The sequence below is a fragment of the Streptomyces sp. NPDC043812 genome (genome assembly GCF_056436245.1).
The window spans coordinates 202,860-216,908 of sequence record NZ_JBWKCY010000004.1 but is presented as its reverse complement, the minus strand read 5'-3'; the positions used below and the strand labels follow the sequence as shown (position 1 = coordinate 216,908).

Here is a 14,049-nt window from a genome sequence, read left to right as displayed (position 1 = left end):
TCCTTCTCAAAGGGCGGGTTGGGGTGCCGGCGCCACGGCCGGGGTCCGGGTCGGGGCGCCGAGGGTCCCGCGGTAGGTGACCGCGGGGTGTCCCAGGGGGTCAGTGGTGAGTTCGGCGTCGACCTCGAAGACCTCGGCGAGCCGCTCGGCGGTCAGGACGTCGGCGGGGGTGCCGGAGGCGATCAGGTGGCCGTGGTGCAGGAGCAGCAGCCGGTCGCAGTACCGGGCGGCGAGCGTGAGGTCGTGCAGGGCGACCAGGACCGTCTGGCCGGTGCCGGTCAGCAGCTCCATCAGTTCCAACTGGTGTTTGACGTCCAGGTGGTTGGTGGGTTCGTCGAGCAGGAGCCCGTACGGCTGCTGGGCCAGCGTGCGGGCGATCTGGGCGCGCTGCCGCTCGCCGCCCGAAAGGGCCCTCCAGGAGCGGCCGGCGAGCGCGGTGAGTCCGACGCGCTCCAGCGCGGCGGCGACCACCGCCCGGTCGGTGGCGTCCGGCCCCCGCCAGCGGTCCCGGAACGGGGTCCGCCCCAGGCCCACGACGTCGGCGACCCGCAGATCGCTGTCCGCGCCCGCGTCCTGCTCGACGAAGGCGACATGACGGGCGATCCGGCGCGCGCTCCAGTCCCGCACGGACTCGCCGTCGTACCGGACCGTGCCCGCGTCGGGGGCCCGCAGGCCGCCCAGGCAGCGCAACAGGGAGGACTTTCCCGAGCCGTTGGGGCCGAGCAGGCCGACGGTCTCCCCGGGGGCGATGTCCGCGCTGACGCCGCGTACGACCGGCGTGCCCGCCACCGACCAGCTCAGTTCTTCGGCGGTGATCCTCACAGTTCCCCCCTCTTGCGCAGGACCAGGAGGAACAACGGGACGCCGAGCAGGGCGGTGATCACGCCCACGGGAACCTCGTGGGGCGCGAAGGCGATCCGCGCCAGGGCGTCCGTCCACACCAGGAACACCGCGCCCGCGAGCGCCGCGTACGGCAGGAGCACCCGGTGGGGCGGCCCGACGAGGAAGCGCACGCCGTGGGGGACGATGAGCCCGACGAAACCGATGGCGCCGACGGTGGCCACCGCCACGGCGGTCAGGGCCGCCGTGACCACGAGCAGCAGCATCCGGGTGCGCCGTACGCCGATCCCGAGGGACGCGGCGGTGTCGGTGCCGAAGGCAAGCCCGTCGAGGGCGTTCGAGCAGAGCCACGCGGTCAGCAGTCCCAGCGGGGTGACGACCGCACAGACCACGACCGTGTCCCAGCGGGCCGGGGCCATCGAGCCCAGCAGCCAGTGGGTGACGGCCCGCGTGGTGTCCGCGTCCGCCGAGGCCATGAGGACGAGGGAGGTCACGGCGGTGAAGAGCTGGCCGACGACGACGCCGGTGAGGACGATGCGGGCAGAGTCCAGACCGGTGCGCCGCAGCAGGACCAGGAGCAATCCGAAGGAGAGCAGCGCGCCGACGAGCGCGCCGCCGGTGACCCCGAGCGCGCTCGCGCCCACCCCGAGTACGACCACGGTGACGGCTCCCGTCGACGCGCCCGAGGAGACGCCGAGCAGGTAGGGGTCGGCGAGGGCGTTGCGGGTGACCGCCTGGAGCACCGCGCCGCACACGGCGAGCGCGGCGCCGACGAGGGCGGCCAGCAGCACGCGCGGCAGCCGCAGGTCCCAGACGAGGGAGTCCACCAGCGGGGGCAACGGCTCCACGTCGAGCCCGAGATGGGCGCCGAGAACGCGGGCGAGGCCGCTCCAGCCCACGTCGGCGGTGCCGATGCGCACGGCCGCCGTCACCGACCCCGCCAGGGTGCCGGCGGCGAGGAGGAAGAAGACCGCCTGGGCCGCCGCGGTCCGGCCGGTTCGGCTGGTTCGGCTGGTTCGGCTGGTTCGGCCGGGCTGCCCGGCCGGACCGGCCGTCATGGGCCGAGTCACCACCCGCCCGCGGGCCGCCGGCAGCAGGAGATCCGCCGGCCCCCTCCGGGTGTCCGGGTCAGCGGACATGGCCGAGGTCCTTCATGCCGTTCGCCAGCAGCCCCAGGGCGTGGACGGAGCGCACGGAGGGGTCCAGCTCGATGCCCGGCACTTCGAGGATCTTGTTGTCGCGGACCGCGGCGAGCTTGGAGATCACCGGGTGCCGGGTCATCGTGGCGCGCTTCTCGGCGGCGCTGTCGCCGGGCCGGCCGCGCTCCGACAGATCGCCGATCACGATGAAGTCCGGGTCGCGCTCGGCGACTTCCTCCCAGGAGACCTCCGGCCAGTCCTCGTTCACGTCGTCGAAGGCGTTCTTCGCGCCGACGATCCGGCTCATCTCACTGGGCAGACCGGTCCTGCCCGCCACGTACGGCATGCCGTTGAAGACGGAGTAGAGGTAGACCACGGTCGGCCGGTCCGCGCCCCGGGGAACCTCGGAGGCGTTCTCCCCGGCCTTGGCGACCGCCGCGCGCTGGTCGGCCGCGAGCTTGCCGGCCCGCTTCTCGGCGCCGAAGACCTTGCCCAGGTTCTCGTAGTCGGAGAAGAGCAGCTCGAAGGAGGTCTTGCCGGCCGGGTTGTGCTGTGGGCAGTCGACGGCGCTGACGAAGGTGGGGACTTCGAGGGCGTCCAGCTCTTCGCGGGTGCCGGCCCGGTCCTTGGTGAACAGGTCCGTGGAACCGGCGACGACGAAGTCGGGGGTGGCGGCACGCAGTTGTTCACCGGTCGCGATCTTCGGTGCGACGACCGGGACCTCGGCGTAGGCGGCCTCGTACCTGGCGGGGATCTTCGTCTTGAGGTTGGCGGTTCCCGCCATCCGGTCCTGGAGTCCGAGTTCGAGCAGGATCTCGGTCGAGGTCTGGTCCAGGGCGATGGTCCGCTCCGGCGGCTCGGCGAAGGACACCTGGCGGCCGCAGCTGGTGACGGAGGCCGCGGCCGGCTCGGCCTCCGTCCTGGAGCCGTCGCCGACTGCCGTGGAGCAGCCCGCCGTGGCGAGGGCGAGGGTCAGGGCGATGCCGAGGTGGGTGGGGTGACGCATGGGTTCTCCGGTCTGGGAGGGAAGGGCGTGGGTGTTGTCGTGCACCGGGCGGGAGTGCCGCGCTCGAAGGGTACTGTAATGGTATTCATTTTCATTAACACCCTCGGGGCGGTTCACCGAGCCGCCACCCCCGCCTCCAAGGAGCACCCGCACCGTGGCCACCACACCCGCGCCCACAGCGGCCAAGTCCGCTACCCCGCCCCCGCGTTCGGTCCTCCGCGACGCCGTGTTCCTCCGCCTGTGGGCGGGCACCACCGCCTCCGGACTTGCGACGTGGGCCCTGCCCTTCGTCCTCGGGCTCGCCGTACTGCACCGCGACCTCGGCGCGGCCGGTCTCGGGCTGGTCCTCGCCGCACGCACCGGCGGCTTCCTCGCGGCCGTCGCCGTCGGCGGCGTGCTGGCCGACCGGCACTCGCGCCGCGCGGTCGTGCTCTGGTCGGGCCTCGCGGCGGCCGTCGCCGCGCCTCTCCTCGCCGCCGGTCTCGGCCGCTCACTCGTGCTGATGACGGCGGCCGCCGCCCTCGCGGGCGCCGGACAGGGCGCCTGCCGCCCGGCGTTCCAGGCGCTCACGGCCGAGACCGTCGACCCCGGGCGCCGTCAGCAGGCCAACGCCGCCATGACCATGGCCGTACGCGGCTCCACACTCGCCGGACCCACCCTGACCGCCCTGCTCGCCGCCTTCCTCGACACCGGGACGCTGCTGCTCGGCATCGGGCTGCTCTGGCTGGTCGCCGCGCTCGTCCCGGGCAAGGGGGCCGCCGCGGAACCGGCCGCCGAGACCGGGCCCGCGCCGCGCGCCGGCTTCCGCGCCGAGTTCCTGGAGGGCATACGCGAGGCGCGCCGCCACCCCTGGTTCCTGGCCGGACTCGCCGCTCTGGTCGCGGTCATCGCCCTCGGATACTCGGCCACCAGCGTCGCGCTGCCCCTGATCAGCCGGGACCGCTACGACACCGAGTGGGTGCTGGCCGCGGCCATGACCGCGTACACCGTGGGCGCGCTCGGAGGGGCCCTGGTCATCGGCCGTTGGCGGCCGCGCTCCCAGGGCTGGGCCGCCTTCGCGGGTCTGGCCGCGTACGGCGTCGCGCCGCTGAGCCTGATGCTGCCCGTACACCCGGTCGTGGTCGTCGCCGCGTACGCCGTCGCCGGTATCGGGATCGAGCTGTTCAACGTGCCGTGGTTCACGGCCACTCAGCGCGAGGTCGCCCCGGACAAGCTGGCCCGCGTCTCCTCGCTGGACTTCCTGGTGTCCTACGGCCTGGCGCCGGTCGGCCTCGCCCTGATCGCCCCGGCGATCGCCGCGTTCGGGGTCACGGCCGTTCTCGCCGTGTGCGCCGCCGCCTGCTTCCTCGTCCCGGCCGCGGCGGCGCTGGTACCGACCGCGCGCCACTTCGGGCGGAGCGCGCGGGCGAGGACGGAATGACGGGGCGGCGAGGCCCCGGCCGGTGGTGAAGGACCGCCGCCTCCCGGCACGGGATCATGGAGAGCGGCCCGCCCGGCTCTCCGACGGCGTCGGTAGCTGGGCCGCCCAGCACTCGGAGGCGGCTTCCCGACCGGGCGAACGGCCTGGTCGGGAAGATGGCTCCCTGTTGATGACCCATCAGAAGGTGCGCAGAGCGTGCGTCAGATATGGGTCAGAAGTCGCATGAAACGCACAGGCGACAAAACCGCAGGTCAGGCGCCCTTCTCCGCAGGCTCCAGAATCGCGACGCACTCCACGTGATGCGTCACGCGAAACAGGTCCACAGAAAACATGTCGAAGGAAACCACAGGCCAGGGGCGTGCACGACGCATATCGGACTCAAGATCGATGTGCATCGTGCGCGCTACGTGCGACTTCTCGACGCACGCTGCGCTCCTACTCAAGGCCCCGCGGCCGCCGCCGAGAGGGCCTCGCCGTATAGCATTCGAAATGCCATACTCGTGTCATGGCTGACGACGACACCGACTTCCCTCCCGGCGACGGCCCCAGCAGCGGCATCTCCGTCTCCCTGACCGCCGGCACCCTGCAAGCGATCCGTGAGCGGGTCGGTAAGCGGGGCGTCTCTGCATATCTGGAGAAGGCCGCGCAGCGGCAGATCGAGCGCGACAACCTGGACGAGCTGATCGCCGACTTCGACCAGGCCAACGGCCCCGCCGACCCGGAGGCTGTCGCTGCCAAGCGGGCCAAGCTCACCGGCAGCCCCGCTTCCGATGCCGGGGCGGCCGCGTGAGCGGCGCCCTGATCCTGGACAGCGAGGGCCTGGCCAAGGCCGTACAGCGTGACCGCGAGGTCCACGAGTGGCTCACCGCCGCCCGCGACGCCGACCTTCCGGTGATCACCTCGGCCGCGGTCCTTGTCGAAGTGATCCACCCCCGAATCAATGACGCTGCGCTGAAGTGGACGCTGTCCCGTCTGCGCGTTGAGCCTGTCACCCAGGCCCTCGCCCAGTCCGCCGCCACCCTGCTGCGCGCGGCCGGCCTGCACGGCCATAAGTACGCTATCGACGCCATGCTCTGCGCCACCGCCCTCGCCCAGCCCGGCCGCGTCACCATCCTGACGTCCGACGTCGAGGACATCACCATGCTCACCACCGACCACCCACGCGTGACTGCCGAGAAAATCTGACGCGTGACGCCGCGCCAGGCCCACATCAGGGCGCCGCGATCGTGGCGCCAAGCCGTATGGTCGCAGGGGGGCTGCCGACCGTGACGAGTCGCTGGTTCCGACGTCCGTCGATCTCTTGCACAGCAGCCCCTGAACACGGCTCCGCCCCAGCCACCGTGTGCGGCACTACGGACGGTGACGTCTACGAGACAGCCTCACACCCAATCCCCCTGTTTGGCGCGTTCTCGCCCTGGCAGGATGGCGCCGCCCGAGCGATGGCGGACGAGGAAACCGGTGCGAATCCGGCGCGGTCCCGCCACTGTGACTGGGGAGCGACTTCCATGCTTGGCCACTGCCCTCGGGCGGGAAGGCCGGGAGGAGCGGCGATCCAGAAGCCAGGAGACTCACGCCATCGCGAACTCGCCGACACCGGGGCGGATTTCCCCGGAGGAGAGTGGTGACATCCCTGCCATGTCCGCAGTCCTCGACCACAGCCGCACCCCCGTCCATGGGGCCCTCGCCGACGCCCCCGTCGCCAAGCCTCCTGCCGCCTGGCTCCCCACCGTCCTCGCCGCCGGCGCGTGCGTGGTGCTGTGGGCCGGGGCCGTCTGGGCGGCCGGGCACGTCACCGTCGACCCGGTCCTCCACACCGTCGCCCTCTTCGGGCATCTCGCTGCCCTCGTCGTCGGCTTCGGGGCCGTACTCGTCATCGACTACCACGGCCTGCTGTGTCTGACCGGGCGCCGCGCACTGCCGGAGGTGCTCGATCTCGCCGCGAGTCTGCATCCGCCGGTGTGGGCGGGCACGGCCGAGCTTGTCGTCACCGGCGTGTTCCTGGGCCCCGACCTCGATTCCCCTCTCACGCGGTGAAGCAGTGACCAGCAAAGCCCAGTTCGACGCGGTGATGTCGGCCCAGAACCGGAACAGGCCGCACGGCAGCTGGGGCAAGCGGCGCAAACCGCGGAGAGCGTAGGCTCCAGCAGCCCGAGGCTACAGTAGGTGAGCCCGTTGAGTGGCATAGCAAATCCGTGCAGAGAGGGGCAGCGGGGAATGAGTGTGGTGGAGAGCTGGTCCCGCGTAATGAATCTCCTCCGGGAGCATGCTCCGGCCGATCACGCGGACCTGCCCGGCCCGGCCCCGGAGCGGATACTCGCGGCCGCCGAGGAGCGCATGTGTGTCTCATTGCCTCAGGAACTGCGGGCGTGGCTGCTGCAGAACAACCTGGATCTTCCCGAGGACGATGTGGACGACGACGTGGCCTGCTGCGGTTACGCCGGGTTCCCGGACGAGGGGAGCTTCTTTCTGGGCATCCGGGCGATGGAGAAGCTCTACGCGAACCACCCCTTGTCCGGTGGGGGCGAATGGCGCGAGGAGTGGATCCCGTTCCTCTCGGATCAGGACGGCTGGATGGGGCAGTTCATCGATGCGACGGACGGACGTATCGGCAGATGGTTCGTGGGTGAGCCCACGATCACCGGCGAGTACGCGTCATTGGCCCACTACTTCGACTCCGTGGCGGAGATGCTGACGAGGATCGGCGCGGGGGACTATCCGGTCTGTTCCGTTGTCGATGGGCGACTTGTCTGGTCGTGAGGCCGCGATGCCGTGAAACAGAAGTGCCCCCCGGAACCGAAGAACGGCCGGGGGGCACTTCTCATGGTCCGGTTACGGAGTGGGTGCGGTGAATCCGTCGAGGTCGAGCCAGTAGTCGTCGTCCTCCATCAAGCGCTGTTCCTTGATGAAGTCGCCGAACGGCCGCATCGACTGGGTGTTCTGCCAGTTCGACATCGAGGACCGACCGCACGGCTCCTTCCACGTCGGTGCAGGGGCATCCGGGCGGAGATGGAGCGTCATGGTGTCGTCGGCGTTGCGCCGGAGGTACGTCTGCACACACTCCTTGCCGCTGTAGGCGACGGGGTTGGGGCCCGCGGAGTTTCCGGCGCTCTGGGCCGCGTTGGCGAAGACGAACTCGTCACAGCTCTTCGAGTCGGTCCGTGGCTCGCCTGCCTCCAGGCTCCACATGTCGCTGAAGTCACCGGTGCCACTGTAGGTCTTCCACTGCCTGGCGCAGATGAGCTGACGGTTGCGGTCCGACTGGATCTTGCCGGAACCGTCGACGGACATCTTGTTGCCCAGGTAGGTCAGCGGCTTGCCGCTGCTGCGCTGGCCCCACTTGATGTTGGTCTTGCGCCACATCATGTCGATGTGGGCCGCGGCCCCGGGGAACTTCTGCGAGTTCATGACGTAGGTCGGCTTGTAGCCGGAGAACACACAGCCGGTACCCGCGCTGGAGACCTCGGAGTCGCAGCGGATGTCCAGCTTGGCGCTCTCGAATTCGGACGGATTCACGACCGAAGTGCTGTTGACCTTACCGCCGAGAGACAAGTACGGGGTGATCGTGCTCTTGGTGGTGCCGCTGGGCGTCCACTTGAACCGCGTAGTGACGGTCCGCAGGAGCGTGTCGCCCTTGGCAAAGGTCTTCGACCCGTTCCAGTCGACGCTGGTGACGTCGCAGTAACCGCGGCACTTGGCCGCGTAGTCGAAGGTGGCGGTGTTCACCGTACCGTCCATCGACTTCAGCCGGATCGTGGTGACCTGCGAGAACTCGGCACTCTTCGGGTCGAGGTAGTACGTGATGTAGAGGTCGAAAGCCGCGCTTCCGACCGGGACGGTGTTCGAGTACTCCGTCATCGCGTAGTCGCTGTGGATACAGGCGGTGGTGCGCTTGCGGCTGAGGGAGTGGTTGACCGTCGAGCATGACGCGGTGCTCGTGGCGGCCATCGCCATCGGCGCCGCCGTGGCAGTGGTTGCCGAGGAGCTGCCGGCCGCGGAGAAGAGGCCGTCGGTGATGTCCTCGTCCGGCTCGACCGGCGCCGGATCCGGAGCGGTCAGGTTGGCCGTCATGTTGCCGGTCAGCTTCAAGCCGTTGTACGTGCCCGGGACGAACGCCACCGCGTCGAAGGCGATGTCAGCCGACCCGTTGCCGCCGTTGAAGTTGTCGAGCCGCACCTCGGGAATCTGGTCACCGAATTCATAGGCGCCCAGGTCCACCCACTTGTTGGCCTGGTTCGCCGTCTGCGAGATCGCCGCCTCCTCTTCCCCTTCGGGCGTCTGGATCCGGTACACGGCGTTGGAGGTCTGCGCCCCGTGGTCGGGTATGTGCGCGAAGATCTTCGCCTGGCGGGTCGTGTTGGTCAGCGGAGCGTTCAGCTTCCAGGTGCCGGTGACCTTCATCCGGTTCGCGTTGGCCGGGTAGGACTCCGGCGAGCGGGTGTGCGTGAACCAGAAGTGATTGCCGTAACCCGCGCCGATCTGGTGCGTATCGATCTTGCCCGGGTACGTGGTGACGGTGGTCGGGTTGTCCGTCCCGTCATGGGTGAGATCCATCTGGGTGTCCCACGGCACGTACGTGAAGTTGAACGTGCCGCTGGATTTCACCGCCCCGCATCCGCGCTTGGCGTCCACGCCGGCGGGTATGGTCCCGTTCGCCAGATCGTCGACCACCAGGGCGTTGGCTGGCAGAGGCGTGGTGGCGCAGTTCGGCGGGTAGGAGCCGGCATCCGGCTGCTCGCCGTAGGACGTCGTGAAGCGGTGCACACCGTTGCCGCACTTGGCCCCCGTGTTGCAGTTCTTCCACTGCGCTTCGGTGACTGACTGGTTCCACCAGCAGTGCAGCCAGTGCTGGTTGGTGTCGCTGTTGCCCGCGTCCAGGGTGCAGGCACCCAGGCCCGGGTCGTTGGAGTCGTTGTCGCCGATCTTGGCCGGGTTGCAGTTGTTCGACGCGTTGCAGAACAGGTCGACCGGAGGCTTGGCGCTCGCGCGGTCCGCGTTGGTGGTCCACCATGCGGGGCGATAGCCCGCCTGGAAGTCACCCGGAGCGAACATCGCTGAGATCGGGCGCGCCGCCCAGCCGATCACCTTCTCCTGGTACGGCCAGTCCTGCGGGTGCGCGGCGTGGCTGTAGTCGTCCTTGGAGGAGTCGGTGGCGTGCTGCAGGAACGGCACCCGGTTGGCCTTCCACAGCGGGTTGGCCGGGTTGTTCGTCCAGCCCACGCCCGAGTGCCCGGCGGAGTCGGCGGTGTCGTAGAAGCCGGAGTTGTACGCCCACAGGGCGAAGAACCAGTTCTCGATCCACTTGGGGTGGCCGCCGTTGATCTTCATGCCGGCGTTGTACGTCAGGTTCCACTTCTCCGACAGGATCCGCACGCCGGCCGCGACGTTCGCGGTGTAGTCCAACGCGACCGCTTCCTGGGCGACCGTGGACAGGGCGGTCTCGCCCGGCTTGGTCTTGCCCGCCAGGCGCATGCCGTCGGTGGCCTGGGTGATGCCGTAACCGCAGTCGGCATCGGCCCAGTTGATACGCCACGGGTCGAGCTGCTCGCCGGAGGCGGCGTAGTCGACGCCGTAGTAGTTGCCGATCAGCGAGTTGGAGGTGACACCGGGCACGGCGAAGCGGGTGGCCTGCCACATGTTGGATTCCTGCGCGGTGATGCCCAGCATCACCTGTGCGGGAATGTGCCACTTGTCGGTGACGTCGGGGTCCTCGTTGTCGAGCTTGCCGTTGGGGTCACCCGCGAGGACGGTCGGCGGGAACAGGCCCTGGGGCTGGTAGCCGCCGGCGATGCCGGTGTTCTTCCAGTTGCTGTCGCGGTAGAAGTTCAGCTCACCGACGACGGCCTGGTCCACGGCCCATTCGACCTGGCGCGGTGTGGGCTGGAACGCCTGCTTCTTCACGTCGTTGCGGGCCACCGAGCAGTACCGTTCCCCGCTGTCTTCGCTGGGGTTGTCGGCCTGTGCGGTCAGGGCCTGGGTGCGCACGGTCTGCGTGGACAGGCCGTCTGTGCTCTTCTTGCCCATGTCCGGGCCGGAGTCGACCGGGCCGCCGGTGGGTAGAGCGGGGGACAGGGCGTGCCCCTGTGCCTCGTCGCCCACGCGGTGCGCGCCGGGGCGCAGGTCGAGGGTTACGGACTTGCCCGAGTCCAGCATGCGCAGGGCCGTACGGGCGGGGCGCGGCTTGGCGGCGTCCTCCGGGTTGACCAGGGTGCTCTTCCCATCGGACCAGGTGGTGGTCAGGACCGCCTGGGCGTGGCTGGAGATCGCCGCGCCCTTGGGGAGCTTGCCAGGGTTGTGCACCCGCTTGGTCAGGGCCTTGGACGTGGCGTCACCGGTGACGAACACCTCGCCGCGTGCCGAGCGGGTCAGGTCCCAGGCGTGCAGCCCGCCGGAGGCGACGGTGACGGGCTCGGTCTTCTTGCCCTGCCTCACCTTCGTACGGCCCAGGTGCTTGGCCCAGGCAGCCGGCTTGTCGGACGCCTTCTTGTCCAACTCGCGGTCAATGAAGGTGATACCGCCGTCGGCGTCGGCGGTGATCTGGAACGGCACCGTGGTGGTGGACGCCAGGGTCTTCTCGGCCGTGCCGTTGATCCGTACCAGCTTGTTGCCGTGGGCGGCGACGATGCCCGCGTCGGTGGGGATCGCCGAGGTGATCTGGCCGGCGAGCGTGACCGGCTTCGACTCCTTGCCGGTGGCCGCGTCGACGGTGATCAGACGGGTCTGCTGCTTGTCGTCACCGTCATGGGTGAGCTGGGTGAACACCGCCTGATCGCCCTGGCCGCAGCCGGGCGAGAAGTAGGCGAGCGACGACTGGAAGGGCAGCTTGGTGACCTCACCCGAGGTCAGGTCGACCACTGCGGTGAAGGCACCGCGCACCATCAGCTCGGGCTTGTTGGTGAACATCCGCGGCGCGTACGAGACGGCCGCGTACTTGCCGGACTCGGTGACGCAGTGGTTGCCGATCCAGGTGTCCGAGGCGAAACCGTCCTCGAACAGACTGGCCACCGTGTGGAGTTGGTAGCCGTCCTTCTCCTTGCCCGCAAGGAGGTGGAAGCCGGTGCCGTCACCGGTCGCGGTGACCGCGGTGTCCGCGGATTTCTCGTAGCCCTTGCCGAGCAGGCCGGCGCGGTCCTTCGCGGGGATCGCGGAGGGCTCCAGGGAGAGCTTCTTCTTCTGCTGGGTGGTGTCGCTCCACCCCTGCGCCGCGCCCTTGGGCGGCTTTAGTTCCTCGGCCTGCGCGGGCAGGCTCAGCGGTATCGCCAGCGCCGTGGTCACCGCAAGGGTGATCGGCACGCGCAGACGGATACGTATCTGTCTCAACTGTGTTCCTTCTCTGGTTACTTGACTGCCTTCGCGGCCGCAAGGACCTCGCCCATGCGCTTCTTGATGGCGGCAAGCTGGTCCTTGTTCTCCTCGATCAGCCGCTTCTGGACGGCCGACTCCTCCTTGAACCAGACCTCGATCAGACGGGTCTGCTCCTTGCAGTCGATGTCGTCCAGCGCGAGCTCGATCGCGTTCTTGGTGGTGCCGTCGCCGTCGGCGTAGCCCTGCTCCATCGCCCGGTACGGATCGGCGGCCTTGCGGCCCTTGTCCTTCATGCAGGCCGACCAGCTCTTGAGAGCCTTCTCGACCGGCTTCAGCGGCCGGGACTCGGAGAGGCTTGTCGAGGCGAGCCCGGAGACAAAGCCCGCATCCTCCTCGTTCACCTTGAGCTGCCGCTTCGACCAGCCGGCGCAGCCGCCCTCGTGCAGCTTCTTTCCGTTGTGCTCGGCGCGCGCGGGCTCCGGGACCCCGCCGAAATGGCCGTCGCTGTCCTTGGCGCCCTTGGGCGGGGCGAACTCGGTCTTCTTCCGCCCGGTCAGGACCTCCACCTCGATGCCTGAAAGCCCCTCCTCGACGGATTCGAGGCTCAGGGTCAGCTCCTTCGGCAGCCCGTACCCGTACTTCTGTGCCTGTGCGCGGTCACTGAGGCCGTAACGCCGCTCGATCGAGACGGCGTTGCTGTGGGGCGGCGGGTTCGCGCCGGGACGCGGCAGATCGACGGTCAGCCCGTACTCAGACATGCACCGCGTCTGCAGGGTGCGCAGCGCGGTGTCGACGGCGACCTGATCCGCGTAGGAGGGCAGGTAGGACTCAAGCGGCAGCTCCAGGCCCTTGACCAGTCCGGAAGTGGGCACCTCCGCAGGCCAGTTGGCTTGGTCGATCGGGGCCTTGTCCTTCGCCGAGTCGGAGGCCGATCCGGACGAGGAGCAGGCACCGAGCGAGATTGCCGCGAGCATGACAGTGGTGGCGACGGTCGTTCGCCTGAGGACGTGCATGGGTTTTCCTTCTCTACGTGACGTGAGGTGGTCCACGTGCGTGGCGCATGCCGGCCGCGCTCCTTACGCTCAGCGGCGCAGCGCCTCTACCGGCGTGATGCGGGAAGCTCTCCAAGCCGGATACAGGCCGGCCAGCAGACCAGTGGCCAGGCCGATGGCGGGCGCGGTTGTCACCGTCATGGAATGGATGACGGGCGTCCAGTCCCGGGCGATCGCGACTCCAACAACAGTCAGCGTGCCAAGGGAGGTACCAACGAGGCCACCCAGGGCCCCCAAGGTCGCGGATTCCGTGAGGAACTGAGTGGTGATGTGCCGACCGCGCGCTCCCAGCGCACGCCGCAGCCCGATCTCACTCGTGCGTTCCAGCACTGCCACGAGTGTGGTATTGGCGATACCGACGGCTCCAATGAAGAGGCAGATCGCCGCAAGGAGGAGAAAGAGCTGGTCGAGGTCCCCCGTGACCTTGCCCCGCAGGCTTTTCGGATCCGGCGGGGGGATGGCCTTGAAGTACTGGGGATGAGCGGGGTCGAGCGCCATCGGGGATTCCTGGGCCACCTGGGTCGCTGCTCCCAGACGGGTCGACACCAGCATTTTGGCGCCATCTTTGGGAGTACCCCATATGTGCTGTGCCGTTGAGCGCGGGACGACAACAGACAGGAGAAGATCTGCCTTGCGTTCCACATCACCGATCACACCGATCACGGTGAACGCCTCGTCGCCGATGAAGACCGCCGGCTGAGTCTCGACGGTTGAGATACCGAGCTGGGCAGCCACCCCTGACCCAACAACTGCCACACGCTGGCGGGTTCTGTCGTGCCAGACATCAAAATTCCTGCCCTGGACAATCGAGGGACCGGCGGCATCGAGGACACCTGAGGAGGCGGCAACGACTTGGATGTCCTCCCCACCGCGTGAGACTCCGACGGGTGCCGAACGCACGGAGTTGCCGTCCTGCAACTGAACGGGCCAGTACACACCGGCATGTTCCACGCCGTTGAGGCGCTCTACCTGCTGCTCCCCATCAGCTGGGAATGCGAGATCCACAAACTCGTTGTGGTCTTTTGCAACGTCCTCGATGGTCACTTCCGTCGCGCTCAGGGCGCTGAAACGCTCGTCGATCTGCGACGAGGCTGTTGATGTCAATCCCAGGACGGCCACGAAGGTGCCCACTCCCAGAACCGTCCCCACGGACGTGAGCAATGAGCGTGCGGGACGCTGCAGCATGCCGGCACTCGACTCCGCCAGCACGTCTCGTACAGAGAATCGCGTAACGGGTATGGACCGAGCGTTGTGGCGACCTCGGCGCAGTCGCACCATTGGCATGAGTCT

The 14,049-nt window shown here is 69.0% G+C and carries 11 protein-coding genes and 1 riboswitch; of the genes, 5 read left to right on the top strand and 6 right to left on the bottom strand.

The features are described 5' to 3' along the window. Positions 1 to 6: 6 nt before the first annotated feature. The 3 genes from AC067Z_RS08230 to AC067Z_RS08220 are packed head-to-tail and all read right to left on the bottom strand — an operon-like array spanning position 7 to position 2,985. The gene (locus AC067Z_RS08230) at positions 7 to 822 is read right to left on the bottom strand and encodes an ABC transporter ATP-binding protein (RefSeq protein ID WP_478788655.1); all 816 of its coding nucleotides are present in this window, start codon (positions 820 to 822) and stop codon (positions 7 to 9) included. Further along, a complete protein-coding gene (locus AC067Z_RS08225) occupies positions 819 to 1,979 on the bottom strand; it encodes a FecCD family ABC transporter permease (RefSeq protein WP_478788654.1) in 1,161 nt (386 codons plus the stop codon). The genes AC067Z_RS08230 and AC067Z_RS08225 overlap by 4 nt, the downstream gene beginning before the upstream one ends. Further along, positions 1,969 to 2,985, bottom strand: coding sequence for an ABC transporter substrate-binding protein (locus AC067Z_RS08220; RefSeq protein ID WP_478788653.1), 1,017 nt, complete (start codon positions 2,983 to 2,985; stop codon positions 1,969 to 1,971). The genes AC067Z_RS08225 and AC067Z_RS08220 overlap by 11 nt, the downstream gene beginning before the upstream one ends. Before the next feature lie 154 nt (positions 2,986 to 3,139). Between AC067Z_RS08220 and AC067Z_RS08215 the strand changes: the two genes are divergently transcribed. The 5 genes from AC067Z_RS08215 (at position 3,140) to AC067Z_RS08195 (ending at position 7,162) form a co-directional block, all read left to right on the top strand. Then, positions 3,140 to 4,405: an MFS transporter gene (locus AC067Z_RS08215; protein ID WP_478788652.1), complete on the top strand. Its 1,266-nt coding sequence runs from the start codon at positions 3,140 to 3,142 to the stop codon at positions 4,403 to 4,405. A gap of 505 nt (positions 4,406 to 4,910) precedes the next feature. Continuing rightward, positions 4,911 to 5,195 carry a hypothetical protein gene (locus tag AC067Z_RS08210; RefSeq protein ID WP_478788651.1) on the top strand — a complete coding sequence of 95 codons (285 nt, stop codon included), beginning with the start codon at positions 4,911 to 4,913 and terminating at the stop codon, positions 5,193 to 5,195. Next, the gene (locus tag AC067Z_RS08205; RefSeq protein WP_478788650.1) at positions 5,192 to 5,590 is read left to right on the top strand and encodes a PIN domain-containing protein; all 399 of its coding nucleotides are present in this window, start codon (positions 5,192 to 5,194) and stop codon (positions 5,588 to 5,590) included. Before AC067Z_RS08210 ends, AC067Z_RS08205 begins: the two co-directional genes overlap by 4 nt. A gap of 263 nt (positions 5,591 to 5,853) precedes the next feature. Then, positions 5,854 to 5,975, top strand: a riboswitch (cobalamin riboswitch). A gap of 65 nt (positions 5,976 to 6,040) precedes the next feature. Then, positions 6,041 to 6,439 carry a hypothetical protein gene (locus tag AC067Z_RS08200; RefSeq protein WP_478788649.1) on the top strand — a complete coding sequence of 133 codons (399 nt, stop codon included), beginning with the start codon at positions 6,041 to 6,043 and terminating at the stop codon, positions 6,437 to 6,439. A gap of 180 nt (positions 6,440 to 6,619) precedes the next feature. Continuing rightward, on the top strand, positions 6,620 to 7,162 hold the full coding sequence (locus tag AC067Z_RS08195; protein WP_478788648.1) for an SMI1/KNR4 family protein: 543 nt from the start codon (positions 6,620 to 6,622) through the stop codon (positions 7,160 to 7,162). A gap of 72 nt (positions 7,163 to 7,234) precedes the next feature. On the opposite strand, the gene AC067Z_RS08190 is transcribed toward AC067Z_RS08195, so the two are convergent. The 3 genes from AC067Z_RS08190 to AC067Z_RS08180 form a co-directional block, all read right to left on the bottom strand. Next, positions 7,235 to 11,722: a golvesin C-terminal-like domain-containing protein gene (locus AC067Z_RS08190; protein ID WP_478788647.1), complete on the bottom strand. Its 4,488-nt coding sequence runs from the start codon at positions 11,720 to 11,722 to the stop codon at positions 7,235 to 7,237. 17 nt (positions 11,723 to 11,739) lie between these two features. After that, positions 11,740 to 12,720 (bottom strand): hypothetical protein, encoded by a 981-nt coding sequence (locus AC067Z_RS08185; protein WP_478788646.1) that lies wholly within the window; start codon positions 12,718 to 12,720, stop codon positions 11,740 to 11,742. A gap of 69 nt (positions 12,721 to 12,789) precedes the next feature. Beyond that, complete coding sequence (locus tag AC067Z_RS08180; RefSeq protein ID WP_478788645.1) at positions 12,790 to 14,037, bottom strand: ABC transporter permease; 1,248 nt, start codon at positions 14,035 to 14,037, stop codon at positions 12,790 to 12,792. Positions 14,038 to 14,049: the final 12 nt, after the last annotated feature.

Excerpts from the sequence above, each read along its gene's own strand:
- AC067Z_RS08225 (WP_478788654.1), bottom strand. The coding sequence starts at position 1,979 with ATGTCCGCTGACCCGGACACCCGGAGGGGGCCGGCGGATCTCCTGCTG.
- AC067Z_RS08220 (WP_478788653.1), bottom strand. The coding sequence starts at position 2,985 with ATGCGTCACCCCACCCACCTCGGCATCGCCCTGACCCTCGCCCTCGCC.
- AC067Z_RS08210 (WP_478788651.1), top strand. The coding sequence starts at position 4,911 with ATGGCTGACGACGACACCGACTTCCCTCCCGGCGACGGCCCCAGCAGC.
- AC067Z_RS08200 (WP_478788649.1), top strand. The coding sequence starts at position 6,041 with ATGTCCGCAGTCCTCGACCACAGCCGCACCCCCGTCCATGGGGCCCTC.
- AC067Z_RS08195 (WP_478788648.1), top strand. The coding sequence starts at position 6,620 with ATGAGTGTGGTGGAGAGCTGGTCCCGCGTAATGAATCTCCTCCGGGAG.
- AC067Z_RS08185 (WP_478788646.1), bottom strand. The coding sequence starts at position 12,720 with ATGCACGTCCTCAGGCGAACGACCGTCGCCACCACTGTCATGCTCGCG.
- AC067Z_RS08180 (WP_478788645.1), bottom strand. The coding sequence starts at position 14,037 with ATGGTGCGACTGCGCCGAGGTCGCCACAACGCTCGGTCCATACCCGTT.